The 22,864-nt window shown below is 65.1% G+C and carries 35 protein-coding genes and 2 pseudogenes; 11 read left to right on the top strand and 26 right to left on the bottom strand.

Annotated elements, in window-relative coordinates:
- Window positions 1-11: 11 nt before the first annotated feature.
- Window positions 12-1,241 (top strand): MFS transporter, encoded by a 1,230-nt coding sequence (locus tag ACZ5ID_RS25255; RefSeq protein WP_468902026.1) that lies wholly within the window; start codon window positions 12-14, stop codon window positions 1,239-1,241.
- A 145-nt stretch (window positions 1,242-1,386) separates the two neighbouring features.
- Here ACZ5ID_RS25255 and ACZ5ID_RS25250 read toward each other — a convergent pair whose 3' ends face one another.
- Window positions 1,387-2,694 (bottom strand): alginate lyase family protein, encoded by a 1,308-nt coding sequence (locus ACZ5ID_RS25250; protein ID WP_468902023.1) that lies wholly within the window; start codon window positions 2,692-2,694, stop codon window positions 1,387-1,389.
- Between the two features lie 188 nt (window positions 2,695-2,882).
- Between ACZ5ID_RS25250 and ACZ5ID_RS25245 the strand changes: the two are divergent.
- Window positions 2,883-3,038: pseudogene (locus ACZ5ID_RS25245) on the top strand (nitrate reductase); the annotation flags it as partial.
- A gap of 86 nt (window positions 3,039-3,124) precedes the next feature.
- Window positions 3,125-4,906: a recombinase family protein gene (locus tag ACZ5ID_RS25240; protein ID WP_468902020.1), complete on the top strand. Its 1,782-nt coding sequence runs from the start codon at window positions 3,125-3,127 to the stop codon at window positions 4,904-4,906.
- On the opposite strand, the gene ACZ5ID_RS25235 is transcribed toward ACZ5ID_RS25240, so the two are convergent.
- The 3 genes from ACZ5ID_RS25235 to ACZ5ID_RS25225 all read right to left on the bottom strand — a co-directional run bounded on the left by ACZ5ID_RS25235 (window position 4,903) and on the right by ACZ5ID_RS25225 (window position 6,273).
- The gene (locus tag ACZ5ID_RS25235; RefSeq protein ID WP_468902017.1) at window positions 4,903-5,025 is read right to left on the bottom strand and encodes a hypothetical protein; all 123 of its coding nucleotides are present in this window, start codon (window positions 5,023-5,025) and stop codon (window positions 4,903-4,905) included. The genes ACZ5ID_RS25240 and ACZ5ID_RS25235 overlap by 4 nt on opposite strands.
- Before the next feature lie 157 nt (window positions 5,026-5,182).
- Entirely contained in the window at window positions 5,183-5,374 is a 192-nt protein-coding gene (locus ACZ5ID_RS25230) for a DUF397 domain-containing protein (protein ID WP_267830073.1), read from the bottom strand.
- Complete coding sequence (locus tag ACZ5ID_RS25225; RefSeq protein WP_468902014.1) at window positions 5,371-6,273, bottom strand: helix-turn-helix domain-containing protein; 903 nt, start codon at window positions 6,271-6,273, stop codon at window positions 5,371-5,373. The genes ACZ5ID_RS25230 and ACZ5ID_RS25225 overlap by 4 nt, the downstream gene beginning before the upstream one ends.
- Window positions 6,274-6,308: 35 nt before the next feature.
- Here ACZ5ID_RS25225 and ACZ5ID_RS25220 point away from each other — a divergent pair, with 35 nt between their 5' ends.
- The 8 genes from ACZ5ID_RS25220 (at window position 6,309) to ACZ5ID_RS25185 (ending at window position 11,483) form a co-directional block, all read left to right on the top strand.
- Window positions 6,309-6,548 (top strand): hypothetical protein, encoded by a 240-nt coding sequence (locus ACZ5ID_RS25220; protein WP_468902012.1) that lies wholly within the window; start codon window positions 6,309-6,311, stop codon window positions 6,546-6,548.
- Window positions 6,548-6,784: a hypothetical protein gene (locus tag ACZ5ID_RS25215; RefSeq protein WP_468902009.1), complete on the top strand. Its 237-nt coding sequence runs from the start codon at window positions 6,548-6,550 to the stop codon at window positions 6,782-6,784. The genes ACZ5ID_RS25220 and ACZ5ID_RS25215 overlap by 1 nt, the downstream gene beginning before the upstream one ends.
- A 272-nt stretch (window positions 6,785-7,056) precedes the next feature.
- Window positions 7,057-7,245, top strand: coding sequence for a hypothetical protein (locus tag ACZ5ID_RS25210; RefSeq protein WP_468902007.1), 189 nt, complete (start codon window positions 7,057-7,059; stop codon window positions 7,243-7,245).
- A 422-nt stretch (window positions 7,246-7,667) separates the two neighbouring features.
- Complete coding sequence (locus ACZ5ID_RS25205; RefSeq protein ID WP_468902005.1) at window positions 7,668-7,970, top strand: hypothetical protein; 303 nt, start codon at window positions 7,668-7,670, stop codon at window positions 7,968-7,970.
- Window positions 7,971-8,303: 333 nt separating this feature from the next.
- Complete coding sequence (locus ACZ5ID_RS25200; RefSeq protein ID WP_468902003.1) at window positions 8,304-9,518, top strand: radical SAM protein; 1,215 nt, start codon at window positions 8,304-8,306, stop codon at window positions 9,516-9,518.
- On the top strand, window positions 9,515-10,126 hold the full coding sequence (locus ACZ5ID_RS25195; protein ID WP_468902001.1) for a 3'-5' exonuclease: 612 nt from the start codon (window positions 9,515-9,517) through the stop codon (window positions 10,124-10,126). The genes ACZ5ID_RS25200 and ACZ5ID_RS25195 overlap by 4 nt, the downstream gene beginning before the upstream one ends.
- Window positions 10,123-10,710, top strand: a complete 588-nt coding sequence (locus ACZ5ID_RS25190) for an AAA family ATPase (protein ID WP_468901998.1) — start codon at window positions 10,123-10,125, stop codon at window positions 10,708-10,710. Before ACZ5ID_RS25195 ends, ACZ5ID_RS25190 begins: the two co-directional genes overlap by 4 nt.
- On the top strand, window positions 10,707-11,483 hold the full coding sequence (locus ACZ5ID_RS25185) for an aldo/keto reductase (RefSeq protein WP_468901996.1): 777 nt from the start codon (window positions 10,707-10,709) through the stop codon (window positions 11,481-11,483). Before ACZ5ID_RS25190 ends, ACZ5ID_RS25185 begins: the two co-directional genes overlap by 4 nt.
- A gap of 59 nt (window positions 11,484-11,542) precedes the next feature.
- Here the strand turns inward: ACZ5ID_RS25185 and ACZ5ID_RS25180 are convergent, their stop codons facing one another.
- From ACZ5ID_RS25180 to ACZ5ID_RS25075, 22 genes and pseudogenes are all read right to left on the bottom strand, one after another.
- Entirely contained in the window at window positions 11,543-11,920 is a 378-nt protein-coding gene (locus ACZ5ID_RS25180; RefSeq protein ID WP_468901994.1) for an Lsr2 family DNA-binding protein, read from the bottom strand.
- Between the two features lie 50 nt (window positions 11,921-11,970).
- The gene (locus ACZ5ID_RS25175) at window positions 11,971-12,378 is read right to left on the bottom strand and encodes a deoxycytidylate deaminase (RefSeq protein WP_468901992.1); all 408 of its coding nucleotides are present in this window, start codon (window positions 12,376-12,378) and stop codon (window positions 11,971-11,973) included.
- Complete coding sequence (locus tag ACZ5ID_RS25170) at window positions 12,375-12,626, bottom strand: thioredoxin family protein (RefSeq protein WP_468901989.1); 252 nt, start codon at window positions 12,624-12,626, stop codon at window positions 12,375-12,377. Before ACZ5ID_RS25170 ends, ACZ5ID_RS25175 begins: the two co-directional genes overlap by 4 nt.
- Window positions 12,623-12,811, bottom strand: coding sequence for a hypothetical protein (locus tag ACZ5ID_RS25165; protein ID WP_267842183.1), 189 nt, complete (start codon window positions 12,809-12,811; stop codon window positions 12,623-12,625). The genes ACZ5ID_RS25170 and ACZ5ID_RS25165 overlap by 4 nt, the downstream gene beginning before the upstream one ends.
- A complete protein-coding gene (locus tag ACZ5ID_RS25160) occupies window positions 12,808-13,041 on the bottom strand; it encodes a hypothetical protein (RefSeq protein ID WP_468901986.1) in 234 nt (77 codons plus the stop codon). The genes ACZ5ID_RS25165 and ACZ5ID_RS25160 overlap by 4 nt, the downstream gene beginning before the upstream one ends.
- Window positions 13,038-14,861, bottom strand: coding sequence for a DNA polymerase (locus tag ACZ5ID_RS25155; RefSeq protein WP_468901983.1), 1,824 nt, complete (start codon window positions 14,859-14,861; stop codon window positions 13,038-13,040). Before ACZ5ID_RS25155 ends, ACZ5ID_RS25160 begins: the two co-directional genes overlap by 4 nt.
- 36 nt (window positions 14,862-14,897) lie before the next feature.
- Window positions 14,898-15,125 carry a hypothetical protein gene (locus ACZ5ID_RS25150; protein WP_030706525.1) on the bottom strand — a complete coding sequence of 76 codons (228 nt, stop codon included), beginning with the start codon at window positions 15,123-15,125 and terminating at the stop codon, window positions 14,898-14,900.
- Window positions 15,125-15,253, bottom strand: a complete 129-nt coding sequence (locus ACZ5ID_RS25145; protein WP_468901981.1) for a hypothetical protein — start codon at window positions 15,251-15,253, stop codon at window positions 15,125-15,127. Before ACZ5ID_RS25145 ends, ACZ5ID_RS25150 begins: the two co-directional genes overlap by 1 nt.
- Entirely contained in the window at window positions 15,243-15,677 is a 435-nt protein-coding gene (locus ACZ5ID_RS25140; RefSeq protein WP_468901978.1) for a hypothetical protein, read from the bottom strand. The genes ACZ5ID_RS25145 and ACZ5ID_RS25140 overlap by 11 nt, the downstream gene beginning before the upstream one ends.
- Before the next feature lie 133 nt (window positions 15,678-15,810).
- Window positions 15,811-15,957 (bottom strand): hypothetical protein, encoded by a 147-nt coding sequence (locus tag ACZ5ID_RS25135; protein ID WP_468901975.1) that lies wholly within the window; start codon window positions 15,955-15,957, stop codon window positions 15,811-15,813.
- Window positions 15,954-16,637 (bottom strand): FAD-dependent thymidylate synthase, encoded by a 684-nt coding sequence (gene thyX / locus ACZ5ID_RS25130; protein WP_468902184.1) that lies wholly within the window; start codon window positions 16,635-16,637, stop codon window positions 15,954-15,956. Before thyX ends, ACZ5ID_RS25135 begins: the two co-directional genes overlap by 4 nt.
- A gap of 17 nt (window positions 16,638-16,654) precedes the next feature.
- Entirely contained in the window at window positions 16,655-16,795 is a 141-nt protein-coding gene (locus ACZ5ID_RS25125) for a hypothetical protein (RefSeq protein WP_158754261.1), read from the bottom strand.
- Between the two features lie 72 nt (window positions 16,796-16,867).
- Window positions 16,868-17,389 (bottom strand): hypothetical protein, encoded by a 522-nt coding sequence (locus ACZ5ID_RS25120; RefSeq protein ID WP_468901972.1) that lies wholly within the window; start codon window positions 17,387-17,389, stop codon window positions 16,868-16,870.
- A gap of 58 nt (window positions 17,390-17,447) precedes the next feature.
- A complete protein-coding gene (gene nrdJ / locus ACZ5ID_RS25115; protein ID WP_468901970.1) occupies window positions 17,448-19,451 on the bottom strand; it encodes a ribonucleoside-triphosphate reductase, adenosylcobalamin-dependent in 2,004 nt (667 codons plus the stop codon).
- Window positions 19,452-19,461: 10 nt separating this feature from the next.
- Window positions 19,462-19,650 (bottom strand): hypothetical protein, encoded by a 189-nt coding sequence (locus tag ACZ5ID_RS25110; RefSeq protein WP_030706512.1) that lies wholly within the window; start codon window positions 19,648-19,650, stop codon window positions 19,462-19,464.
- Window positions 19,647-20,213 carry a hypothetical protein gene (locus ACZ5ID_RS25105; RefSeq protein WP_468901967.1) on the bottom strand — a complete coding sequence of 189 codons (567 nt, stop codon included), beginning with the start codon at window positions 20,211-20,213 and terminating at the stop codon, window positions 19,647-19,649. The genes ACZ5ID_RS25110 and ACZ5ID_RS25105 overlap by 4 nt, the downstream gene beginning before the upstream one ends.
- Complete coding sequence (locus ACZ5ID_RS25100; protein WP_468901964.1) at window positions 20,210-21,019, bottom strand: hypothetical protein; 810 nt, start codon at window positions 21,017-21,019, stop codon at window positions 20,210-20,212. Before ACZ5ID_RS25100 ends, ACZ5ID_RS25105 begins: the two co-directional genes overlap by 4 nt.
- The gene (locus ACZ5ID_RS25095) at window positions 21,020-21,286 is read right to left on the bottom strand and encodes a DUF3310 domain-containing protein (protein ID WP_468901962.1); all 267 of its coding nucleotides are present in this window, start codon (window positions 21,284-21,286) and stop codon (window positions 21,020-21,022) included.
- Window positions 21,283-21,969, bottom strand: coding sequence for a toprim domain-containing protein (locus ACZ5ID_RS25090; protein WP_468902208.1), 687 nt, complete (start codon window positions 21,967-21,969; stop codon window positions 21,283-21,285). Before ACZ5ID_RS25090 ends, ACZ5ID_RS25095 begins: the two co-directional genes overlap by 4 nt.
- Window positions 21,970-22,015: 46 nt before the next feature.
- A pseudogene (locus ACZ5ID_RS25085) lies at window positions 22,016-22,186 on the bottom strand (CHC2 zinc finger domain-containing protein); the annotation flags it as partial.
- Window position 22,187: 1 nt separating this feature from the next.
- Window positions 22,188-22,436 (bottom strand): hypothetical protein, encoded by a 249-nt coding sequence (locus tag ACZ5ID_RS25080; protein WP_468901959.1) that lies wholly within the window; start codon window positions 22,434-22,436, stop codon window positions 22,188-22,190.
- Entirely contained in the window at window positions 22,433-22,861 is a 429-nt protein-coding gene (locus ACZ5ID_RS25075) for an endonuclease VII domain-containing protein (protein WP_468902181.1), read from the bottom strand. The genes ACZ5ID_RS25080 and ACZ5ID_RS25075 overlap by 4 nt, the downstream gene beginning before the upstream one ends.
- Between the last annotated feature and the right edge of the window lie 3 nt (window positions 22,862-22,864).

The raw sequence follows: 22,864 nt of genomic DNA, 5'->3' as shown, positions 1-22,864 counted from the left end.
GGACCGGCCGGATGAGGACCGAAGCGAACGTCGGCGCACGGCAGTTGAGGCGGGCCAGGATCGCGATCGCCGCGGTGTTCTGCGTCCACGGCACCGTCACCGGGAACTTCGCCACCCGGGTCCCGTGGATCCAGGAGCACACCGGCATCTCCACCGGGCAGCTCGGTCTGGCGCTGGCGTTCCCCGCCATCGGCTCCTCGCTGCTGATGCCGCTCTCGGGCGCGGTCACGCACCGCTTCGGCGCGCGCCGGGCACTGCGCGGGCTGCTCGCCCTGTGGACCCTGGCACTCGCCCTCCCGGCGCTCGCGCCGAACCTTTACACGCTCTGTGCGGCGCTCTTCGTCCTCGGGGCGACGGCCGGCCTGTCGGATGTGGCCATGAACGCGTTGGGCGTGGAGACCGAGGACCGGCTGGGGCGGTCCATCATGTCGGGGCTGCACGGCATGTGGAGCGCGGGCGCCCTGATCGGCTCGACCGCCGGCACGCTCGCCGCGCACCTCGGCGTCGACGCGCGCGTGCACCACCTGGTCGCGGCGGCCGTCCTCACCGCGCTGGGCGCGCTCGTCTGCGGCGCCGTGCTGGATCTGCGCAGCGCGCCCGGCGAGGCGCCGCCGCCGCGCTTCACCCTGCCGCCGAGGACGGCGGTGGTGATCGGCCTCGTCGCGTTCTGCGCGGTCTTCGCCGAGGGGGCGAGCCTGGACTGGTCGGCGGTCTACCTGCGGGACACCCTGGACGCCTCGGCGGGGCTCGCCGCCGCCTCGACCACCGCGTTCACCCTGACCATGACGGTGGCGCGGATCGCGGGCGACCGGGTCGTGGACCGGTTCGGCGCGGTACGGACGGTCCGCTGCGGCGGCGTCCTGGCCACGGCGGGCGGGCTCGCGGTGGTCCTGGCGCCCGCGCCGGCCGTGGCGATGGCCGGATTCGCCCTGGTGGGCCTGGGGGTCGCGGTCGTGGTGCCGCTCGCCTTCGCGGCGGCCGGGCGCAGCGGCCCGAACCCGAGCCAGGCGATAGCGGGCGTCGCCACCATCACGTACACCTCGGGCCTGGTGGCCCCCTCGACGATCGGCGGCATCGCCGATCTGACCTCCCTGGTGGTGTCGTTCGGCCTGGTCACGGTGTTGGCGCTGGGGCTGGTGGCGGGCGCGGACGTGCTGCGTACCGGAGCGCGCGCCCGGAAGGCGGGCGGCGGGGACGCCGTGGAGGCGGCGCCGGCGCGGTCCACCGGCGCCGCCCCGTAGCCCGCGGCTGAACCGTATGGGGGGCGGTTCAGGCGGGACGCTCGTCGCGCGGCGGGTCTTTCCCTGTCAGGCCTCAGACATCCCCCGCGTCGGGCATCAGACATCGGGCACCAGACATAACGGCGTCGGGCGCTCGCGCTCCGCCTCAGCCGGCGATCGAGTCCAGTTGTTCGGCGGCGGGCCGCAGCGCCCACAGGTCGCCGCCGGGCGGGGCCTGGAGCCTCGGGACGGCCGCGCGGGCCCTCCGGTCGCCCGCGTCGGCCGCCGCGTGCACCACGTCGCTCGCCGCGTACCGGTAGAACTCCAGCTCCGGGTGGGGCCAGGCGGACGCCCCGGTGGCCGCGGGCAGCAGATAGTCCACGGCTTTGAACAGGCTCTGCCCCTGCGGCCCCCGATAGCCCCACAGGTCCACACCGACATGCCGGCCGATCGCGGCGAGCCTGCTGTACGCCACCAGGTCGAAGGCGGAGTAGTGCCAGCTGCGGGTGCGGGCGAGTTCCTGGGGCTGGCTGCCGTCGGCGGCGATCTGCGGATCGACCCTCAGCTTCGCGGCGGCCCGGACGGTGTCCGCGGCGAGCGCCCGGTCGCCGGTGGCGAGGGCGAGCGCGGCGATCTGCATGTCCTGGAAGGTGCCGTGGTTGTTCTTCGCGGCCGACTCCTCCTTGCCGAAGGGCGAGGTCAGCAGCCAGTTCAGGAACTCCTTGTTCCAGTCGCGCATCCGTGTGCTGTCCTCGGCCCGCCAGCCGGGCGCGCCCAGGTCGAGGACGGCGACCGCGTCCAGGACCCCGGTGTACTGCTGGGAGAAGTCGATGATGCCGATCGCCCGGCCGTCGTACTTGCAGGGGATGAACTGGCCGTGGTCGAGGTTGGGGTTCATCCGGGTCGCCGGGTCCAGGAACCAGGTGCGCAGGGCGGCCGAGGCCTGCTCGGCGTACCGGGCCCGGCCGGTGTAGTACCAGGCGAGGCTGAGCGTGGTCACCGAGCTCACCATCCTGCCGAGGTCCGGGCGGTCGGTGCCGGTGTCGACCTCGGGGTTGCGCTGCCCGTCCTTCTGTACGTACGGGCAGCCCCGGGGGTTGTCGGCGGTCCGGGGCCGGGAGGGCCACCAGTACGGCGCCTGGCTGAGGTAGTCGTGGGGGTCGCCGCCGGGTGCGGGCTCCGGTTTGTCCACCACCGTCCAGGGCCCCTGGCCGAGCCAGCCGTCGGCCGCCGTGGTCAGCTTCCCGACGGCGGTGCGCAGTGCGGGGTCGCCCGCGTCGAGCCGCAGCCGCGCCTCCCTCATACGCGCGCCGTCGACGACCACGGTGTGCGGGGCCCGGAGGGGGGCGGGACGGGGAGCGGCGGCGTGCGAGGCCGTCGGGACGAGCGCCGAGGCGACGGCCGCCGCGGCGGCCAGCAGGGCCACCAGCCGGCCGCGTGCCCTTCCGCCACCCATCTCGGATATTCCACCCATAGAGGCACCTTCCCCACCTAGGAACTTCACATGTATGAACTCTGTTCACGAGCAAGGCCGTTGGAGCGTAGGGCCCGCAGTTCCGGGTGACAATGCTCCGCGCGGAATTCACGGATGGGACCTGACCTCCTGGGTCCCACTACCATGGCGCTGATTCTTCTCAGCACGGAACGAACTGGAGCGAACCCATGGGCCTCGGCGTGCGCTGGACCCTGCACGGTGACGGGCGGACGCCCGCCCCCGGCGCCGTCGTCCGCCCGGACGAGCGGCTCTCCTGGCCCCGGACGATCGGGCTCGGCGCCCAGCACGTGGTGGCCATGTTCGGCGCGTCCTTCGTCGCTCCGAGTGTGCATCACGGGACCTAGGCACTGCCTGGTCGGGACTTTGGTCCGTCAGCGACGGGTGTATCCATCACCTATCGTTGGAGGACGTGACAACCGTGGTTCCCGCACCTGCCCCCATCCGACTCCGCCCCGCCGAGGACGACGGAATACCCGCATCGTTCCGGCGTAAGAAGCGCGGCATCATCTACGTCCGCGTATCTCAGGCTCGGGCGGACATGATCAGCCCGGAACTCCAGGTCGGCCACGGCATGAAGCTGGCCGATGCAAACGACATCGAAGTGACCATCGAGCCGATCATGGACCTCGGTGAGTCTGGCCGAGAGTTCGAGGACCGGAAGATCTCCGAGATCAAGGAGATGGCCCGGAACAAGGAATTCGATGTCCTGATCCTCTGGATCTGGTCGCGCTTTGGGCGCAACCTGCGTGAGTCGCTGCAACACCTTGACGATCTCCTGGCCTACGGGATCGAGGTCCGGGCAGCTCACGAGGACTTCGACGGCAAGACGACGATCGGCCGCTTCGCCATCGCTCAGATGCTCAACATTGCCGAGCTGGAGTCCAACCAGAAGTCGGACATGTGGAAGGCGGCCATCGAGCGCCGCAAGAATCACGGCCTCCCCCACGGTTCGGCTGGCCGCGGAAAGTTCGGTTACTACCGCTGCGACACATGCCCTACACCCGAACCGGGCAAGCCTATGGACAAGTGCCCGAACTGCAAGGACGGCGTCCTCAAGCGCGACAGGGTCACTAACCCCATCTACGGCCAGCTCTACCTTGACGCCATCAAGGGCAAGTCGGCACGGTCAATGGTTCTGTGGCTGCGCGCGAAGGGAGTCGTTCACTGGACGGGCCGGGAGATCGACGCCGGGGACCTCTACTCGATCTTGGATTCCGGCTTCGGGCTTGGCTACGTCCGGTACACGCTTCCGGAAGAGCTCCATGTCGTGATCACACGCGAGGACGGGACCACCAAGAAGAGGCGTAAGAGCGCGCACAGGGACATCACCTCGTACCTCTATTACCGAGGCAAGCATCAGGCGATCTGGGACGATCCTGTCTACTGCGAGCAGGTCTGGGATGCGTACGTTGCGCGTCGCCTCAAGGGCAAGCAGGACGACGACAAGGCCCACGACCACTCAGCTAAGTACGAAGTCTCGGGAGCCCTGACATGCTCGGGCTGCGGCAACAATATGCACGCCATGCTTCGCGCCAAGAAGGTCCAGAGGCCCTGGAAGGACGGGAAGCCCAACCCCTTCGACGTGCTGTTCCGATGCACACGGCAGATGAAGTTCAAGGACTGCCCTGGCGGGGGTGTCTACGTCTCGCTGGAGACGGTCATGACAGTCGTCAAGGACTGGCTGTTGAAGCGCGTTGAGGAAGATCCGCAGGGCGCTGGAAGCGTGCCGGCCCGCGTGGCTCAGCTCCAGGCGCAGCAGATCAAGGAGAAGGCCACCGAGGAGACGATTCGGTTGGATCAGATCACCCGGGAGCTGACGGAGCTACGGGCCAAGGAAGACAAGCTGACGGATGCCGTCCTCAACGAGTTGATCTCGGACGAGGCCGCCCGTCGCCGCCGGGCGGAATACGACGGTATGAAATACCGCCTCAAGGAGGAGCAGGCCACCCTCAAGAAGAAGATCAAGGACGCTCCGGTAATTACGCCGAAGCCCGAGATCGAGGACTTCGCGACGGTCATGAAGCTGCTGGAGGTGGCAGATGTGGCCGACCAGCGAAAGTTGATCAAGACCTTGGTGCGGGAGATACGGGTGAACCGTGGCCGGAAGGTCGCAACCAAGTGCACGATCTGGCCCATGTGGGTTCCGCCGCCGCCGAAGCCCGCCAAGAAGGACCAGGAGCTGGCGGCCTAGCCCTCCGCAAGGCGGTCGGCGTACTTGATGGTCAACTCGGCAACGGTCTGCCAGAAGGCGTCCAGGCAGTCTTCCTGCGTCACGACCTCGCCCCGGTCACCCACAGTGTCACATCCCAACTTTAACCGCTAAGCGAGGCCCCTCCCCAGGGAGGGGCCTCCGTGCATTTACGACCGTACCACGAATGTCACATTCCAACTTGCGGAGGTGAACTAACCCCCTCCGCGGCACTGGCTGCGGAGGGGGTCAGTTCGTTCATACAGACGTGACGGGGGCCTAGAGTTCGCCACCCTTGGCGTAGCCGAGGAACGCGGACCAGGCCGCAGGCGACGCCGTCAGCAGTCCCTTGCCGTGGTCCTTGGTGTCGCGCACGTGGACGACGGGAGCGTCGCCCGCAGCGACCTCAACGCAGTTGTCCGGGTCTCCACCGCTGTAACTGGACTTGCGCCACACCAGGTCAGCACTCACTTGCGGTACTCCTCAATCACTGCACGGATCAGTTCGATCGACCGAGTCTTCGGCAGCGCGCTACTCAGGACGCGATCGTAGAGGACAGCGTAGCTATCAGCCTCACTGCCTTGGAACATTCTTCCCGTTGACGGGCCTTCGGTGTAGGCCACCGTGGTACCGCTCCGCATGGTCAGTACGGACAGACTGCCCGTCAGGACTGCGGGGACGGTCTCACCGAAGGACAGCACGTGGACCTCAATCCGCGGCCTCTCGCTCAACTTGATCAGGTGCTCAAGCTGCTCAACCATCACCGACTTCGATCCGACCACACGTCGGATCGCCGCCTCGTCCAGGACGGCCAGGAACCATGGGGCAGAGGGGCCCGTGAGTATGGCCTGACGTTCGACACGACTTTCAGCCACGGCCACCGGGTCTCGGCCGTTCACGAAAGACATGGATTCAGCAAGGGCGAACGCGTAGTCGTGAGTCTGGAACAGACCAGGCACGACCTGCGAGTACTCCTGGATCTTTTTGGCTCGCTTCTGGTGGTCCAGAAATCCTTCGGCGTACTCAGTGACGGTCTTGATGGCCAGGAGCGGCCACAGCTCGTTCAGCTCGTCGCCGGCGTCGAAGACCTTGTCGAGCTTGGCTACCAGCCCTTCCGACGGACTCGCCTGACCCCGCTCCAGCTTCCTGATCAGGGATTCGTTGCTGAAAACCTCGTCTGCAAGCCGCTTCGGGGTCCACCCACGCGCGTCCCTCATTCGGCGCACTTTGGACCCGAGCAGTCCAGCAGGTGTCGACGTGTCCAGATCTAGTCGCGGTCGGCCGCGCGGAGCAGTCCCCATCTTTTCTGCCTTCTCCAACTCATCCCAATAAAACTCCTGTTCAGCGTAGCCGCGCGGGCCGAAGCTCATACCCAGACCGGGAAGATGGACGGAACGGAGCGACGATGCCCCCCACGGATATGCCCGCGCTGCCGATCAGGGCCGTCACGGAGCAGGAAGCCACGCAGGTCTTCGAGGAGCTTCGGGCGACCCTGGCGGCTGCTGGCTACGACACCCGCGACATGCGTCGTGAGGTGCTGCGGAATCACTCCGGACCGGACGCCTTCATGTTCAGCATCGGCCTCCTGTCGGTGACTGGTGCACGGAAGCTGGCCCGCGACTTGCAGGTTCCGAGGCGCCCCTGATGACGTACAAGAAGGGTGACGTCGTGGTTGACGGCCGGAGCATCGTGGGCGAGGTCGAAGCGGTCGACGTTGATAAGAGCCAGCTGACCCTCGTTCGACCGCCGGGGTCGCAGCGCTGGACGGTTATGGAAGTCCTGTGCCGGTACGCCTCGGAGGCGGAGGCGCAGACGATCCGCGGTGAGCCGGCCCTGCGAGTAATCGGGAACAACGAGCCCCCGGCTAGGAGGTCGTCATGATGCGCGTGGGCACCCGAATGATCACGCCCAGGAATCCCTTCCCGTTCAAGATCGGCGACCGAGTAATCGACACGGAACGAAACCGGCCCGGAAAGGTCGATGCGGTCGAACGTGGGGTTCTGTGGCTGCTGAGCGACGGCGGGGGGAAGTTCGCAGCCCGCACTGCGGTGTGCATTCTTGACCCCGGTGTAGAGGCTGCGCGAAAGCGAGCTCGGATCATCGCGGCCACCCCGAAGAAGAAGGACAAGGCTCCGAGTCGCCCCCTCCCCCCTGTGGGTACGACCAAGGCGCAGGTCCTTCCCTGGGACGTGCACATAGACGACTACCTGTACCTCGGCGGTCAGTTCCATCTCGTCAGGGACATGCGGGTACGGGGCGGTACCGGCCGGGTCCTTCTCTTCCGCACCCGCCCGCCGCTGGTGGTCGGCAAGCCCGTCGAGGTCTACCGCCGCAATTCCTAGGACTCCTCGCCCCGGCAATCAAGGCTTGCCATAACGCCGCCACAGCCCACGTCTGGCGTGTCGGCCGCCTTGATGGGAGGGCCATCCCCGCCGGGGCGAGGGCAAGACCCTGGCCGGGTCCAGATCACTCCTGCGTGGGCCCGGCCAGGCTCCAAAAGCAAGGAAGACCCATGCGCCGCAGGGACGACGACAAACTCACGGTCTTCTTGCAGAACTGCCTCACCGCCTTGTCCCTTACGGCCTTCGCCTTGGCTGCACTGCTCATAACGGCGCGCTAGGGAGGCCGCAGTGACGCTCGGGCGGCCCCCATGGGATCTCGTGCTGGACGGCAACAAGGTCTGGCACATGCGGGCAGCGCACAACGTATTTCGCCCCATCTAGGGGCCGACCAGGCCCCTTTCAAAGGAGAGAGGTAGCCGACTGTGGCCGCCTTCTGGAATCTCAAGCGCATCCGTTCCCTGATCGGACTTCGGCGCCAGCTCGGACGATACGACGAGATCGACGCCATGCTCGACATGCACCTGGAGTCCGACGACCCGGCAGAGCACGCCCAACTCCGCGTTTCCCTCTTTGGCTTCAAGGCCGAGGCCGGCGGTAAGACGGGTTTCGCCGCCTTGAAGGTTCTCCGCAAGGACAACCCCGTTCTGGTCCGCATCCTGTACGCCTACCTCGCTGTGCTCGCGTTCGTGTCCGTGGCCGCCGTCGTGGCTCTGGCTCGGAGGTGACGTGTCGATGCGTCTGCGCCAGCCGATGAAGGTACGTCGGAAGAGACCGCCCCTCACCAACTACGAACGGAATGTTCGGAGAATCCTCATCCCTCCGGTGCCGACCCTCCGCGACCGAGCCGGTCATGTGCTGTGGGTGCTGGTGACCTTTGTGTGTCGCCACGTAACCCATCGCGCCCTGTACCGCCGCCTCGACGCGGTGATCCCCATTTTGGATCGCGCGATTCTCCTCCAGCGCGAGTCGGACTTACTCAAAGCAGCACCCCCGCTGCCAGGACCGCAGCCATTCAATGAGCCCGGCGGGGACCTGACTGACCAGAAGAGGTGCACCTCATGACACAGACCGAGATCACCATGTCCCCGCTGCCGGCCTACGGCCGGAGGTTCCTGCCGCGCATGACCCCGGCTCAGATTGCACTGCTCCAGCCGGACCTGGCCGACCCGATCGAGTACCGGAAAAGCGGCCTGTCTCTGAACCACGTCATCGGCTGCCCGCTGGAGTGCGGATACTGCATCCGCCACCTCTACAAGAACTTCGACATGAAGGCGCCGCGGGCGTTGATGTCGGACGAGGACGCCGTGGCCGCCCTGACCGGTCACGGGTACTTCCGGCCGCACGTCACACCGATCCAGGTCTTCAACAAGGCGACGGACCCCATGCTCCCCGTGGTGAAGCCGCACACGTTCAACACGCTGCGCCTCTTGGACGAGCGCGGCCTGACTAACCACGTCCTGGTCATCACCCGGTGGAGGGTCGAGCCCGAGGACTGCGCCATCCTCAACTCGTTCAAGAACATCAAGGTGACGGTCCTGGTCACCTACTCCGGCATCCAGCACTCGGGCATCGAACCGGTGGACTCGAACATCGCCGCCAAGAGCCTCAAGACGCTCTATGCCCACGCGAAGTCGTACCGGACGATCTTTTACTGGCGGCCCATCGTGCCGGGCCTCAACGACACGGACGAGCACCTGGCCACGGCCAAGGACCTGTCCCAGTACGCGCACGCGTCGGTGTTCACCGGCTTGTTCTTCCGCGACGAAATCTCCGCGTACTACGAGGAGAACGAACTTCCCTCCCCGTACGAGGGCACTGCTCGCCGCAAGATCATGCCCGAGCAGCTTGAGGATCGCATCCTCAACCTGTTCCAGCGGCCGGCCGACAGCGAAGAGCCGTGGGGGCCGCTTTTCCGAAAGACCTCCTGCGCCGTCGCATACGCCCATGGCCTGGCTGACTACAACGGCCACTTCGGCATCAAGGATTTGTGCGACATCTGCCCGAAGCGTCAACTCGGGCTGTGCGCGGCAGCGTGGAAGGCGCCGTCGAAGGCTGACGCTGACAAGCTCGCTGCTGAACTGGGCGCCACAGGGCCGGTGGAGATTACCGAGCGGGCGATCATCACCGCCGGACTCAAGGAGCAGCCGCGCTACTTCATGCAGCACGGCTACGGTTTCCAGGTCCATGACCGTGCCCACCCCCACCGCGAACGCCGTCACGGCCGCGCCGAGATCGGCTGGAGCGGAGGGGAGCAAGGAGCCCCCGCCTCGTGAACTTCGCCTCCTGGCCTAGCCCACTGTTCGTCGTTGACGTGGAGGGCAACGGAGCTACCCCGCCCGACCTCGTGGAAGTAGCCGCCGTTCCCGTCCAAGACGGCCTTCCCCGGCCGGAAGCGACGCGCACCTGGCTGATCAAGCCGTCCACGCCCATCCCTCCGCGGATCAGCCGCATCCACGGCATCAGCAACGACATGACCGCCGAGGCCCCGGCATGGTCCGAGGTTGCCGAACAGGTACAGGAGCTACTGGACGGCGCCTGGATCTGCGCCCACTCGGCCACGGTCGAATACAGCGTCCTCACACGGCACATGCCTTCCTGGAAGCCCGCAGGGGTGATCGACACGCTTCGGCTGGCACGAGCCACCCTCACAGGCCACAGGGGTTTCAGCCTCGATGCATTGATCACCCACACCCGGATCAGTTTGGACGGAGTGGCCGGCACGCGACACCGCGCCGGGTACGACGCCCACGCCACCGCTCTCCTACTGCACAACCTCGCCGGTCACTACGGCTCGTGGCAAGACCTTGCCGCAAAGGCCGTACCGCCCGGCATGCCTGGCCTGTCCACTCACCCTGAACACGAGGAGCAAACACTGTGGTGACTACCCCCGTCCGGGTCGCTCTGACCGGCACTCACTCGACCGGCAAGACCACTCTCCTCAAGCGCCTGGAGATGGAGCTGCGGGCCACCGGACTCACCGTGGCCCGCACCCCTGCTTCCTTCGCTGCGAAGGCCGCCGAGCTCGGCTTCCCGAAGCTCCAGAAGCAGACGCCTGAGTGCACCGAGTGGATCATTGCCGCTTCTGCGGCGGCAGTTGCCGAGGCCACCCTGAACGCGGACGTCGTCCTGATCGACCGCTCCGCTATCGACCCGCTCGCCTACTACATGGCCGCGCTCGAACGCTCCGGTCAGGACCCGGACCCGAAGATCGCAGACCGGCTCCTGGGCCTGGTGAAGGCCCACGCCGACACGTACGACCACATCGTGGCTACCGTGCTGGACCCGGCGATCCCGCTGGGCGACACCCGAGACCGCGACCTGGAGTACCGAGCGGCCGTGGACCGCAACGTGCACTCCCTGATCTACAGCCTCAACCTGCCGCACAAGAAGCTCACGAGCGCCGACTACAACGGCGACGCCGTGACCGTGCTGGTCAAGCGCATCACGATCGGGATCGCGGCGTGACGCCTCCAGGCGGCACCATCGCCATCGCCGGAAGGACTGTCTCTCGCCTTGGCCTTGGCACCATGCGCCTGGCGGGACGCGACTCCTGGCACATGCCCGCTGATCGCGTCGGCCCGAGCATGGTTCTCCTGGAGGCCGTCCGCGTCCACGGGATCACGCACATCGACACCGCCGACGCCTACGGCCCCTACACGGTCGAGGAGCTGATCCATGACTGCCTGGCGCCCGCTCGGCTGGACACGGAGCTGCTGATCGCCACGAAGGTCGGCATGGTTCGGCCCGGCCCCAACATGTGGGCCCCTCTGGGCCGTCCGGCCTATCTGCGTGCGGCCGTGGAAGGCAGCCTGCGGCGTCTCGGCGTGGACCAGCTCGACCTGTGCTACCTCCACCGCAACGACCCCGAGGTGCCATTCCTGGATCAGGTCGGCGCGCTCGCAGAGCTTCGATCCGAGGGAAAGATCGCGCACATCGGACTCTCAAAGGTCGGGCCGGCCGAGATCGACCGCGCCACGGAAGTCATTCCGGTGGCAGCCGTCCAGAACAAGCTCAGCCTGGAAATGCAGGACGACCTCAGCACCGTCGAGCACTGCCGGAAGCTGGGTATTCCGTTCGTGGCCTACTCGCCTCTGGGTACCGGTGTGCTCGCAGAGCGCGGAGAGGCCGGGAAGGCTCTCCGGTGGCTCCTCGACCTCGGCCCACATGTCATCCCGATGCCGGGCACGAGCAGCCCCCGGCACCTCAGCGAGCTGGTTGACAGCCTCGCTGCGGGCTGAGTCCACCTACACAGAAGGGCCCCCTCCGCGGAGGGGGCCCTTCTCGTTTTCACTGACTGCTAGTCGCCCTGGTGCTCTGCGACCAACGCCTTGAGAGCAGCGCCAGACACCTTCTTCTCGTACGCCTCGTACAGCCAGTCCTTGAGACGGCCACGGTCAGGAACGGACACGCCCTGGTTGATCGCCCACGCCCGAACGTCGGACGTTTCAGGACCAGAGGCGGTTTTCTTCTTGGAGCTCACGGCAACCTTCGGAGCCGGGCTATCACGGTAAACGCGGTTCACCCCTGCCTCTTCGAGGACTGCGTGAAGCCCTTCGAGGGCCTTCTCGTAGGCGTCGCTCGCCTTCTGGATCTGGGCAACAGTCTTCGGGTCTTCGACGTGGCCCTCGTACTCCTCGCCCTCGACCTCAAGCTGAACTAGCTGTACTACCTTCATGCGGGGCTCCCAACCGCCATGCTTCACAAACTTGCGGTCACGATAGCGCATCAAATCACCTTACGACTCACCCTTTCGGCGGACGGGTAGACAACCTCCTCGATACCGGCAGACCGGATCAGTTTCATGCAGTCACGGCACGGTGCCCGTGTTATGTAGATCGTCGCGCCCTGGCAGTCAGCCCAGTCCGCGTAGAGGAGAGCATTCGCTTCGGCGTGGGTTTCAACACAGTCCTGGTATGAGGAGCCGGAGGGGACGCCCGAGAGGCAGCGCGGGCATTCTCCACGGCTACACGACGGGCCACCTGGATACGATCCGTTGTATCCCGTAGAGCGGATTCGCCGGTCAGGACCGACCACCACAGATCCGACGCGGCAGCGGCAACAATCACCCCGTGCAGCGACAGCCTCGGCGATTCCGAGGAAGTACGTGTCCCAGTCCGGGCGGTCATCCGTCAACTCGTTTCCTCGAAGAACACGATGAGGTCTGCCTGACTCTTGAGGCCGGTCAGGCGGCCGACCTCGCGACCGTCCTTCATGGCGAGAAGGGTCGGGACGCTGCTCACGTCCAGGACCTCGAAGAGGTCATCGGGGGTAACGACGTCAGACACGGTCACGTCGGCCGTGATGGATTCCTGGGCGATCAGGGACTTCATGCGCTGGCAGGGGACGCAGGCCGGCGAGGAGAAGAGGAGGTATGAGGTCACTCCGCGGCCTCCTTCTCCTTGTAGCCCCAGTGGGTCTTGGCCGCGTTCATCAGGTCGGTCAGAGTGACGTCGTTGTCGCCGCAGCATGAACAACCGCCCTCGGCGATCGGGTCGTCTCGGTCCTTCATCCAGAGGACGATGCCGCCGTTCTCCATGCCTTCGACAGTGAAGTGGTCGGTGTTCATTCGGTTGCCTCCACGACAGGGGTGCCGATCATGAGGAGCTGCCAGACATCGGCGCCCATGACTTCGGCCAGATCCTTTGGGACGCCCCAGTCCTTCGCCTCCTTGATGACGGTTCCTGCGATCCTGGCTGACTTGATGGCCGCGAGCCCGGTGTTCTCGATGACTCGTTCGTGGATCTCCTTACTGATTCCGCCGACGAGTTCGTCAAATGGGTCGTGTTCGTTACTCATTCATTCTCCTTGTGGATGGTGCCGCAGAGGTCGCAGTACTGGCCGGCGGCCATGTAGCCGCATCCCCAGCTCTTTCCGTAGACCGATACATCGGTATCGATGAGGACGCCGTTCATCGTTTCCTTCATGATTTGGGCGGCCTTGGTCGTCGCCTTCACGGCATGCTCTTCCGGAAACTGGAAGATCACCTCGTCGTGAACCGGGAGGAGACAGTACGGTCCGTATCCGGCTTTCTGGAGGCGCAGGATTGCCCGCCCCGTCACGTCCCGGCTGGCGCTTTGCACCGCATAGTTCAAGGCGGCGTACGGACGCCGCTTGTCGACCAGGAGCTGGCGTCCCGTGTTGGTGGTGATGAAGCCGGTGCGGCGCGCTTCCTTCTGGAGTTCTTCGGAGTACTCGCGAACCCTGGGGAAGGCGTCGAAGAATCCGTCGATCGCGCGGCGTGCTGTCTCTTCGCTGACTCCGGCCTGGGCGGCCAGGGCGGCCCAGCCGCCGCCGTAGACGGTGAGGAACCCGGCCATCTTGCCGGTGGCTCGGTCGACACCCGCCGAGTCCGCAGTGATTTGGTGAAGGTCGGCTCCTTCCCTGAACGCCCGCTTCATGGCCTTGTCTCCCGACAGGGCCGCCAGTACGCGGAGTTCCTGGGCCTTGTAGTCGACCGCGCAAACGAGGTGTCCTGGGTCGGCGACAAATCCGCGGCGGACCAGTGAATCCTTCGACGGGAATGTCTGGGCCGGTATCGCCCCGGAAATCGACATGCGGGCCGTGCGGGCGCCGGTCGAATTTATCGAGGCATGCAACCGATCTTCGCTGTCACGGTTGGCCAAGGCATTGTCGAACCAGGTCGACTTAGCCTTGGCGGCCTTCTTGCCCTGGTAGATGGCCTCGCACAGTGGGTCGCCGAGATGGGCCTTGAGGAGCTGGTCATCGACCTTGGGCTGTCCGGTGGGGGTCTTGCCGGTGGGCCGGATTCCCCGGCTGATGATCGCCTCCCCCACCTGCTTGGGAGAGTTGATGTTCTCCAGCCCGAGTCTGGCGGCCACTTCCTTGAAGTGGACCTCGGTGCGGGCCAGTTCATTGGCGCGAGCCTCGATGTACGGGACGTCCGCCTTGATGCCTGTGCGGACCATGTAGGCACATGCGGCGGCGAGCTGGTGTTCGTAGTCGAGGAGCTTTCGGGCAGAGGTCGGTATGAGGGGCTTGAGCTTGCGGGCCAGGCGGAACGCCAGGATGGGGTCCATGCCGGCGTAGAGGTTGAAGCCTTCATGTTCCAGCGGGACGATCGGCCACACCTCGGCCTTCTTGACCCTCAACTCCTTGGCGATGCCGGTCATGCTGCTCTTCACTTCATCGGCCACGTCTGCGGAGAGGTAGTGGCGGGTGAGTTCTTCGAGCGAGTGACCGACGCCGCCGTCTTTCCGGCCCCGGCTGTCTACGAGGTGGGCCACTATCCGGCTGTCGAGAAGCCGTGGAAAGACGGATTCGGCCTTGACTCCCCAGACCCGGTCCATGCAGAGGATGTCGTAGGTGCCGTTCTGCATGACGAGCTTCTGCACCCAGCCCACAGCCTTGATGGCGTCGTCCTGAAAGAGGCCGCCCTTCTCCACGGGAAGGACGTAGCTCTCGTGAGCGTTTCCGAACTGTGCGAGCCTGATTCGGAATCCGTCTTCCCACCAGGAGAGGCCATCGGTCTCGGTATCGAATCCGAGTGCGCGCCGATTGGTAACGATGAACTGGCGGAAATCGAGGAGATCTTCTTCGGTCTCGACCACATTGATTCGGATGCTGTCGCCGTTGAGGCTGTAGTCGATGACCTTCACATAGATCTCCCAGTGTCACATTCCAACTTTGAGCGCTTAAAGAGGCGGCTCCTTACCTCGGCGTCGATCCCGCTCGGCCACGAGGGCGTCATACCGAGCTTCGAGGCTGGTGTACTCGCGTACGGCGACGTCGAGTTCCCGTTCCAGCTCGTCTGCGTAGAGGTTGAGCCGGTTGGCAATCTGCTGGTGCTTCATCGCGGCACGCTGACTCAGCGCCAGCTCCGCTTGCACCTGTCGTAGCGCGGCAGCCTTTGTCCCGAACATCAGTAGGTGCCCTCCAGGATCGGCGGGAACTCCGACTCCTCGGTGATGGGGCCCACCCGCCGCTCGACGGTCATGTTGTTGTGGACGTAGACGTGAAGAGGGACCTCGTCCCAGATCTCAAAGAACACCGGCAGCTCGCAGAGCAGTCTGGATCTCGTCAAGGTGGGCTTGGGCGTCCGCGGCCCCGGCCCACCGCTTGTCGCGCTGAGCTCGCTCGGCGACGCCTTCGAGGGCGCGCTTGCGGTCCGAGAGGTGCTTGACGAGCTGCACGTAGCGGTGACCAGCCCCTTCGGTCTTGCGGGCGCGCTCCATCTCGTAGCGTCGTCGCCAGCTGGCCGAGACGCGCCTCTGGTCGTCGAGGCGCTGGGTCCAGTACTTCTGGCCGTCGGTCAGTTCCTTCACCTTGGCCTCGGCCAAGGCGAGCTGGTCTCGCAGGGAGGTGATCAGTGCCGTGTTCTCCTCCTTGACCTCGATGGTCACCTTGTCAAGAGGGACGTTCAGAAGGTCCATCTGAGAGTTCTCGCGCTCGTAGGTGGCGCTCCACAGGGTCATTCGTTGGCTCCAGGTATCTCGCAAGCCGTGCAGGCCGCGGGTTCTTCGGGGGTTTCGTCAGCGGAGTAGTCCAGGACGAAGGACATTCCGCAGGGGCACTGGTAGAAGGCCAGGAGGCTCACCAGCTCTGCCATCAGGGGAGGTGAATGACGCAGCGGGCCGGAGTGTCTCCGGCCTTCGCGTACGTCCACAGGCCGCAGGGGCCCTTGGTCCAGATCAGGAATGAACTAACTGCGGCCACGGCCAGAAGGAGCGCGGCCAGGGCGTTGCCGAGCCTCACGGCGCCACCCGGCCGTGCTGCACGAAGGTCTCGTGGGTCATCGGCATGTGAGCCTTGAAGTGCTCTTCCATCCGGTCCGCGACCATCTGAATCTCGGCCTGGGGAAAGCTCGGGTAGACGGCCTGGTCGCTCTTGGTCCGGAGCGAGAGGAAGTGCATGAGGCTCCGCGGATTGCAGGTGACGTAGAAGGTGGAGAACGTTCCGACCGGAAGGACACTGCGGGCGATCTCGCGGGCGACGCCTTCTCCCAGCATGGCCTGGTACTGGGTCCACGCCTCGGTGTAGGCCATCCGCAGGGACTCCGCGACAACGAGGGCCTGGCGGAAGGTGCCGGGCTTGTAGTCGTACGCGCCGGCCTTGCCGATCTGGACCAGGGCCCGGTCCCCTGCGGGGACGTAGAAGACGGGCTCCAGCTCGCGGTAGCGCCCGGATTCCTCGTTGTAGCTCATGCCGGCCCGGTGCCTCATGAACTCCCGGACGACGAAGATGGGGGCGGAGATCCGGAAGGTGAAGGTGCCGTGCTCGAAGGGGCTGCCATGCCGGTCTCGGACCAGAAAGTTGATCAGGCCCGCGTCCTTGTCGCGGCTGTGCGACTGGGCCTTGGCCCCGACCGTGGAGACCCGGGCGGCCGTGCACACCATCTCGTCGGTGGCGAGCTGCTGCACGAGCTCTACGTCCATGGCGCTCTTGAACTGGATCACGGGGCCTCCTCGTAGTCCGGGGCGCACCCGTAGCAGGCCAGTTCCTCCACGCCGTCGATGTCCACCGATGCCAGGTCTTCCGGCGGGTAGGTTGCGGCGCACACGTAGCACTGTTCGTGCTCGGTGTCGTAGCGCATTTGCTCTCCTCGGATACGGGGGCCGGACCGGTTGCCCGGCCCCCGGTTCTCACATTCCAACCTTGATGGCTGCTACTTCTGGACGTACTTGCCGGTCTTCTTGTCCAGGAAGGCCGGGGGGCACTGGTCGGACTTCTCGCGCTCGGTGCAGAACATCGCCTCCCAGTCGCCCTTCGCGAAGTGCTTGCGCCCGTGGGCGCAGGTGTCGCCGACGACCGCGTTGCCGCCCTCCTGCTGGACTCGGCCGCCGGAGAAGACGTTCTTGCCTGCGGCCTTGGCCGCGACGCTCTTGTCCTTGGTGTTCAGCTCGGTGTTGAAGGACTGGATCTTGGCCATCTTGCGGAGCATCGATGCGATGGCCGGCCCCTCCTCCTCCAGGAGGTTGTCCATGTCGGCGACGGTCGGGGCCCGCAGCACGGCGAGGGAGGCGTCGTAGCCGAGGCCGCCCTTGAAGGAGACGGTGACGCCCTCGGGCGCGGCGGTCGGGGCGGGGGCGGCAGTGGTCACAGGCGACTCCGTGTTGGTCTCGTTCGTGGTGGTGTTGTCGGTGGGTTCATCCCAGGGGGAACCGCTTCCGAAGGGGTTTTCACTCATGTCTTCATCCTCGCATTTCTTGTGTCACATTCCAACTTGATGGTGCGTGATCTAACTCTCAGATAGGGCAGGCGCCTGAGGCGCAGACCTCGTCGTATCCGGTATCCGCGACGACTTCTCCGATTTCGAACATGCGCTTCTCGTACTCCTCCTTGGAGATCCGCTCGTACGGGGACTGCGGGCGGCTCATCTCCGGGAAGATGGTGGTCCCCTTGAGGACCGGCAGGAAACCTCGCAGCGTCTCGTACACGTCCGTGACGGTGTAGGTCTCCGGGTTCACCGAGGCCGTGTAGGACACGGCCTGGTCGGCCCACAGCTCCTGGTACATCCGCTGTACCGAGAGCATCTGGTCCAGGGTCAGCTCCCCCGAGTGCTCGAAGGCGTCCGCGCACTCGGGATAGTCGGGCAGGAGCGGATCGACGGTCGGGATCTCGACCACAACCGTGTTGGCCGAGTACACGCACGGTTCGGTGCGGTAGCCCTTCCTCTCGTACGCCTCGATCTGGGCCTTCTCCGTGGGCTCGATGGACGAGAAGCGAATCCGGCGCAGGAAGAAGTCCGCGAAGGGCGGGTGGATGCCTTCACCCGAAGCGCTGGCCAGCTTGGATGTGGTCCCGGTTGGCGCGATCACCCTCTTCTTGATGGGTACGGGGATGCGCAGTTCGTTGGCGTATTCCGCGGCGGCCCGGTCCACTGTGTCCGCGAAGTGCGCCAGGTCGAATCGGACACTGGGGTTGTAGGGGGCCCGGCTGTACTTGATGCCCAGCTTGAAGAGGTAGTCCGCGAACCCGAGGTGTCCGACGCCGATTCGCCGGTACTTCTGGATGGCCTTGGCGGACTTAGGGTCCGCCACTTCGGCGAAGGTCGCTCGGATCAGGTAGCGGGTGGCAAGCCGGTGGGCGTCTTCAAGATCGGTGAAGTCAGCTTCCCCCTCATGAACGAACTTACCGAGGTTGACCGATCCGAGGTTGCACGGCTCCCACGGATTCAAGGTCGCCTCTCCACACGGGTTGGTGGTGTAGGTCCCATCCACCTCACCCTCGGCAGTCAGCGTCGAATTCCAGAACCCAGGCTCCCCATTCCCAAGGGCACCCTCGGCAATCGCCTTCATGATCTTCTGGGCACGAGGGTTCTTCTCGTCCAGGGCCTTCATGAAGGTCGCGTCGACCTCGACGGAGATATTCGTCGTCCACATCGCCGCGGTGTCCGAAGACTTGCACGTCAAGAACTCCTCGATCAGGGAGTCGTCCCAGTGCATGATGCTCATGCGGGCCGACCTGCGAACTCCGCCCGCGACGATGGCCATCGCGATCTGATGGTCTATCGCCATCGCGTCCATGCCGTTGAGCGGCCAACCGGCAGCCTCCGAGAGAATCTGGCCGACCTCGATCATCATCCGTGCGAACGGCTCGGGACCCGAAGCCGTTCCTCCGAAGCTGCGCAGCGGAGCTCCCTTGCCGCGGATGCGGCTGACGTCGAAGACGCGATTGTGGTGCTTCAACGCCGGCTCGTGGGCTGAGCGGATCAGGTCGCCAAGTGCCCAGGCCCAGCCTTCCCGCGAGTCCTCCACCGAGTAGGCCCCAGCCCATGCGTAGTCGTACTCGGTACTGATGAGCCCGGCCTTGTTCAGGTCCTCATAGTCGGGGTGTGCGGGGTCGCACACGATGTGCGTAGTCACGCAGTTCTCGACGGTAGGGGCGCGGTCGAGGTACCGGCCGCTGTAGTTGCTGCCGACGCCGCCACCCTCGGCCAGGCGCAGGAGCGTGAACGTGTAGTGCTCGGCGGGGTCCTCGGACCATCCGGCGGCCCAGCAGTTGTTCAACGCGAAATTGTTCACCCCGCTGCTCTTGAGGTGCCGGCCCGCAGGCAGGAACTTGAAGTTCTGGATCAGGTCGATGAGGGCCTGGCGCTCGTCGTCCTCGATGTAGCGGGGATCGACCAGGCTCAGGTTTCCGTCTACGACACGAGCGACGGTCTCGGGCCAGGTCTCCTGTGACCCATCGGGCTTCTTGCGGGAGTAGGTGCGGAGGAAGACGGTTTCGGCGGTTTCGGTCTGGAACAAGCGATATCCCTTAGCGGTTGGCCGCGAGAGCGGCGGTCAGCATTTCGATGACCTTGGGGAGGTCTTGGCGGTCGATGTTGAACTCCGCGCTCTCCGTTGCGTTATGGAGTCCCAGGTAGACGGGAGAGATGGTGCCGGAGTCGTAGATCACGTCGCAGACGGTGTCGTGTCGGCCGTAGTTGTGTCGGGTCTCGATCACTTCTGGATCTTTCGTCGGAGGGAGCGGTTCATCTCGTAGGAGAGGGCGATGACTGCCCGCTGGCAGGCTTTCTGGTCCGCGTCGGAGGCGAGGGGGATGCCGAGGACGTAGCGGCTGTGGAGGAGTCGCTGATACCGCTCGTTGATCCGCCTCATGGCGTCCTCGGCATCGAGGCGGGCCGTGTGCAGGTTCTCGCTCACGGTGCAGTGGTTGAGGTCGTCCTTCTTCCCGATGAGTCCGCTGAACTCCTCGGCGGTGTAGATCATCGTCAGGAGGGCGGTCTTGGCCTCGTCGGCGGTGTAGAAGTACTCACCGTCCACCAGGTCGCGGTAGAGCCGCTCCTTGGAGGCGTACCGCTTGCCGGCCGTCCAGAAGATCCGCTTGAGGAGGGCTTGGTCATCGACGGCGAGGGCGACGTTCTTCCGTTCCCGGATGGCGTGTTCCAGGATGGCCTGCTTCACGTCGTCGACCTCAACTATGTGCCAGCGTTCCGCGATGGAGTAGGCGACCTTCCCGGCGAGGTCTGCCAGGTAGGACCAGTCGAGTTCGGAGTGCTCTGTCACGCGGCGGCCTTCCTGGCGAACTGCCCGTTCTCTCCGCGGTGCAGGGCTCCGTAGCGCTGGCCTTCGACCGTGAAGGACCCGTCACTGGCCATGGGGACTAGAACCGGTGTCACGTCGCCGTACTTGCCGATGTAGAGCACGGTGAAGCCGGCCTGCCAATTCGTCGCTCCGCGCTTCAAGTAGGTCGCCTTGTTGATGTCCATGAAGTGACCCACCTCGACGCCGGTGAGCGTCTGGAGGTTGCCCTTGTAGCCGCGGCTTTCGTTGATGAGCCCGAGCTTGTGTACGTGGCCCATCACCACCGACTTGCCCATGGCCCGAGCTGCTGCCATGGCGGCGCCTCCGGCGTACCTGCTGGACGAGAAGCCGAGGTGCCCGTGTGTCGCTGTCCAGCCGTCTGTGAAGTCGTAGAAGTCGCCGAGATCGGTGATGTCGAGGTCGTCGTAGCCGAGCAGTTGCGGCTCATCGAAGGCGCCTGTCTTGGCCAAGGCCGGCGCGTACTTCCGGAGGTAGTCACGGGGTCGGTCGCCGTGGTTCGAGCGGAGGATACCGAACCGGCCGTCGAAGACCTCTCGCACGGGGGCGAGCACCTTCCGCTTGGTGTAGGCGGCCTGTTCGTAGACGTCGTCCTCGAACTCTCCGCGGCCTCCCTTGTTCCAGCGGGAGGGGGCGGTGAAGTCGCAGGTGTCACCGATCCCAAGGACTTCGTCCGGCTCGAAGTCCTTCACGAAGGCGATCCAGTTCCGGACCATGCGGGGGTCTTCTAGGGGTGCCTGAACGTCAGGCAGAACAACGATTCGCTTCATTCACTTCTCCACGGGGATGCTGGCGATGTACTTGTTCGCGTACCAGATGAGCTTTCGAAGGTCTTGATTTCCGCCGTCCTGGTGCTTGTGCTGGCAGCGCATCAGGTACTTGATCTGGTTGCCGAGGAGGTAGCCGAGGAAGGCTTCGTGGGTCATCGACGCCTGGATGATGTCGATGACTTCATATCGGCCCCGGGTGTAGTGCGATGGGTGATCAATCTCGGAACTGTCACATTCCAACTTCTTGTCCGTGAAAAGGGGACTCACGACAAACCACACTTCTCTCTGAGTGCTCGGGCGCCGAATTCGTTCACGAATCGGCACACGTCGTACTTCTTCTCGAAGTAGATGGGGACGAGGTTGGGCAGACGTTCGGCAAGCTTGGCTATGAACTGCTCCCCCGGACCGTCGCCGTCAGTGAACCCGAAGACCCTCTCGTACCCGAGGAAGGCTGGGTCGAAGTGGTCCCGCCAGGAGGACACGCCGGATGAACCGGCGCAGGGTATCTCGGCGATCTCCGACGCCATGGTGTCGAACTCTCCCTCGCTGATGCCGATGTACGGTGACGGCCGAATGAGGGCCCGGGTGTTGTAGAGCATGGGCTTCGAGCCCGGAAGGCTCTGGTACTTGCCGTGACCTTCGTGGTCCTCCTCGTCCCGCCAGGTGCCGTCAGGATGCTTGACGCATCGCTCGGCGATGCACCGAAACCGGATGGTCGCCACCCCGTACTCGCCGCCTGCGGGGCGGAGGTAGGGAATCGCGAGCCGGCCGTCCTGCTTCTCATGACCCGTAGCGGGGTGCTCGACGTAGCCGAGGCCCATCTTCGTTGCGATGCTGTCCAAACCTCGGCGCCTGATGTACTCCGCGGCTGGGCTTCCGGGGAAGCTCAGGCTGTAGCTCTGGGCTATGTCCACCAGCGAAGTGGAGGGTGGCGAACTCTTGAGCAGCACGGAACCCGATCCCTTCCTTCCTCATGATGACGTCGTAGCCGTCTTCGCTGATGTCGCAGACGAAGCACGACCAGCGACTCTTGAATGAACTAACTGACGCGCTGGGGTTGCTCTCGGCGTGCTCGGGGCAGTGGATCTTCTCCCAACCGCCTTTCCCCTTCACGTCGACCTCGGGGTAGTAGCGCCGGAAGACCTGGACGATGTCCGGCTTGGTCATCTCACATTCCAACCTTGAGGGCGGACTCAAGCCGGAGCTGAGCCACGATGTCCACCTCGGCGCGAACCAGCTCGGCCAGGGCGGGAATCCCCATCTCCTGACGCATGGCGTCCCGACGACCCTTGTAGATGGCCACGGCCCGCTCGTGCAGGCCGAGCTGAGCTTCGGCCTCCAGGAGCCGGAGGAGCTTGGTCAGGTTCGTCTTTCGGGTGAAGGTGACGTACAGGGTGCCGCCGTCGAAGCTGATCATTTGCCGTCTTCCTTGTGATATCGCTTGCCGATGATGCGGATGGCCGGCGGGTTGTCCAGGTAGTCAGCCGCGTTACGGAGAATCACCGGACTGTCCTGAGCGCCTTTTGCCAGCAGGTAGTTGTTGCAGCGGCGGCAGAGGAGTCCGCGACACAGCCCGGTTCGGTGGTCGTGATCAACACTGAGGCGCTGCTGTCGGGACTGGCGACAGATGGCGCACTTCCCGTCCTGGTCTTGAAACAGGACCGAGTATTCGCCCGGCCCAAGTCCGTAGGTGGACTGAACCCGGGCCTCATGGGAACTCGCACTGCGAGTGCGCTTCCTGCACGATGCACACACCTTGCCACGCGTGGAGGTGTAGAACTTCTCCGCCCGACTCCGGTCGCACTTCACGCACTTCCGGTAGCCCTTCCTTGGAGGACTCATTCC

Source organism: Streptomyces sp. NPDC031670 (assembly GCF_055580545.1).
Note: the sequence above shows the minus strand (reverse complement) of the source record. Positions and strands in the feature narration are given on the sequence as shown.

What these genes read in the sequence shown, in the direction of transcription:
- ACZ5ID_RS25255 (WP_468902026.1), top strand. Translation starts at nt 12, where the DNA reads ATGAGGACCGAAGCGAACGTCGGCGCACGGCAGTTGAGGCGGGCCAGG.
- ACZ5ID_RS25250 (WP_468902023.1), bottom strand. Translation starts at nt 2,694, where the DNA reads ATGGGTGGAATATCCGAGATGGGTGGCGGAAGGGCACGCGGCCGGCTG.
- ACZ5ID_RS25225 (WP_468902014.1), bottom strand. Translation starts at nt 6,273, where the DNA reads ATGAGCTTCGGCCCGCGCGGCTACGCTGAACAGGAGTTTTATTGGGAT.
- ACZ5ID_RS25220 (WP_468902012.1), top strand. Translation starts at nt 6,309, where the DNA reads ATGCCCCCCACGGATATGCCCGCGCTGCCGATCAGGGCCGTCACGGAG.
- ACZ5ID_RS25215 (WP_468902009.1), top strand. Translation starts at nt 6,548, where the DNA reads ATGACGTACAAGAAGGGTGACGTCGTGGTTGACGGCCGGAGCATCGTG.
- ACZ5ID_RS25200 (WP_468902003.1), top strand. Translation starts at nt 8,304, where the DNA reads ATGACACAGACCGAGATCACCATGTCCCCGCTGCCGGCCTACGGCCGG.
- ACZ5ID_RS25180 (WP_468901994.1), bottom strand. Translation starts at nt 11,920, where the DNA reads ATGAAGGTAGTACAGCTAGTTCAGCTTGAGGTCGAGGGCGAGGAGTAC.
- ACZ5ID_RS25165 (WP_267842183.1), bottom strand. Translation starts at nt 12,811, where the DNA reads ATGAACACCGACCACTTCACTGTCGAAGGCATGGAGAACGGCGGCATC.
- ACZ5ID_RS25160 (WP_468901986.1), bottom strand. Translation starts at nt 13,041, where the DNA reads ATGAGTAACGAACACGACCCATTTGACGAACTCGTCGGCGGAATCAGT.
- ACZ5ID_RS25150 (WP_030706525.1), bottom strand. Translation starts at nt 15,125, where the DNA reads ATGTTCGGGACAAAGGCTGCCGCGCTACGACAGGTGCAAGCGGAGCTG.
- ACZ5ID_RS25140 (WP_468901978.1), bottom strand. Translation starts at nt 15,677, where the DNA reads ATGACCCTGTGGAGCGCCACCTACGAGCGCGAGAACTCTCAGATGGAC.
- thyX (WP_468902184.1), bottom strand. Translation starts at nt 16,637, where the DNA reads ATGGACGTAGAGCTCGTGCAGCAGCTCGCCACCGACGAGATGGTGTGC.
- ACZ5ID_RS25125 (WP_158754261.1), bottom strand. Translation starts at nt 16,795, where the DNA reads ATGCGCTACGACACCGAGCACGAACAGTGCTACGTGTGCGCCGCAACC.
- ACZ5ID_RS25120 (WP_468901972.1), bottom strand. Translation starts at nt 17,389, where the DNA reads ATGAGTGAAAACCCCTTCGGAAGCGGTTCCCCCTGGGATGAACCCACC.
- ACZ5ID_RS25100 (WP_468901964.1), bottom strand. Translation starts at nt 21,019, where the DNA reads ATGAAGCGAATCGTTGTTCTGCCTGACGTTCAGGCACCCCTAGAAGAC.
- ACZ5ID_RS25080 (WP_468901959.1), bottom strand. Translation starts at nt 22,436, where the DNA reads ATGATCAGCTTCGACGGCGGCACCCTGTACGTCACCTTCACCCGAAAG.
- ACZ5ID_RS25075 (WP_468902181.1), bottom strand. Translation starts at nt 22,861, where the DNA reads ATGAGTCCTCCAAGGAAGGGCTACCGGAAGTGCGTGAAGTGCGACCGG.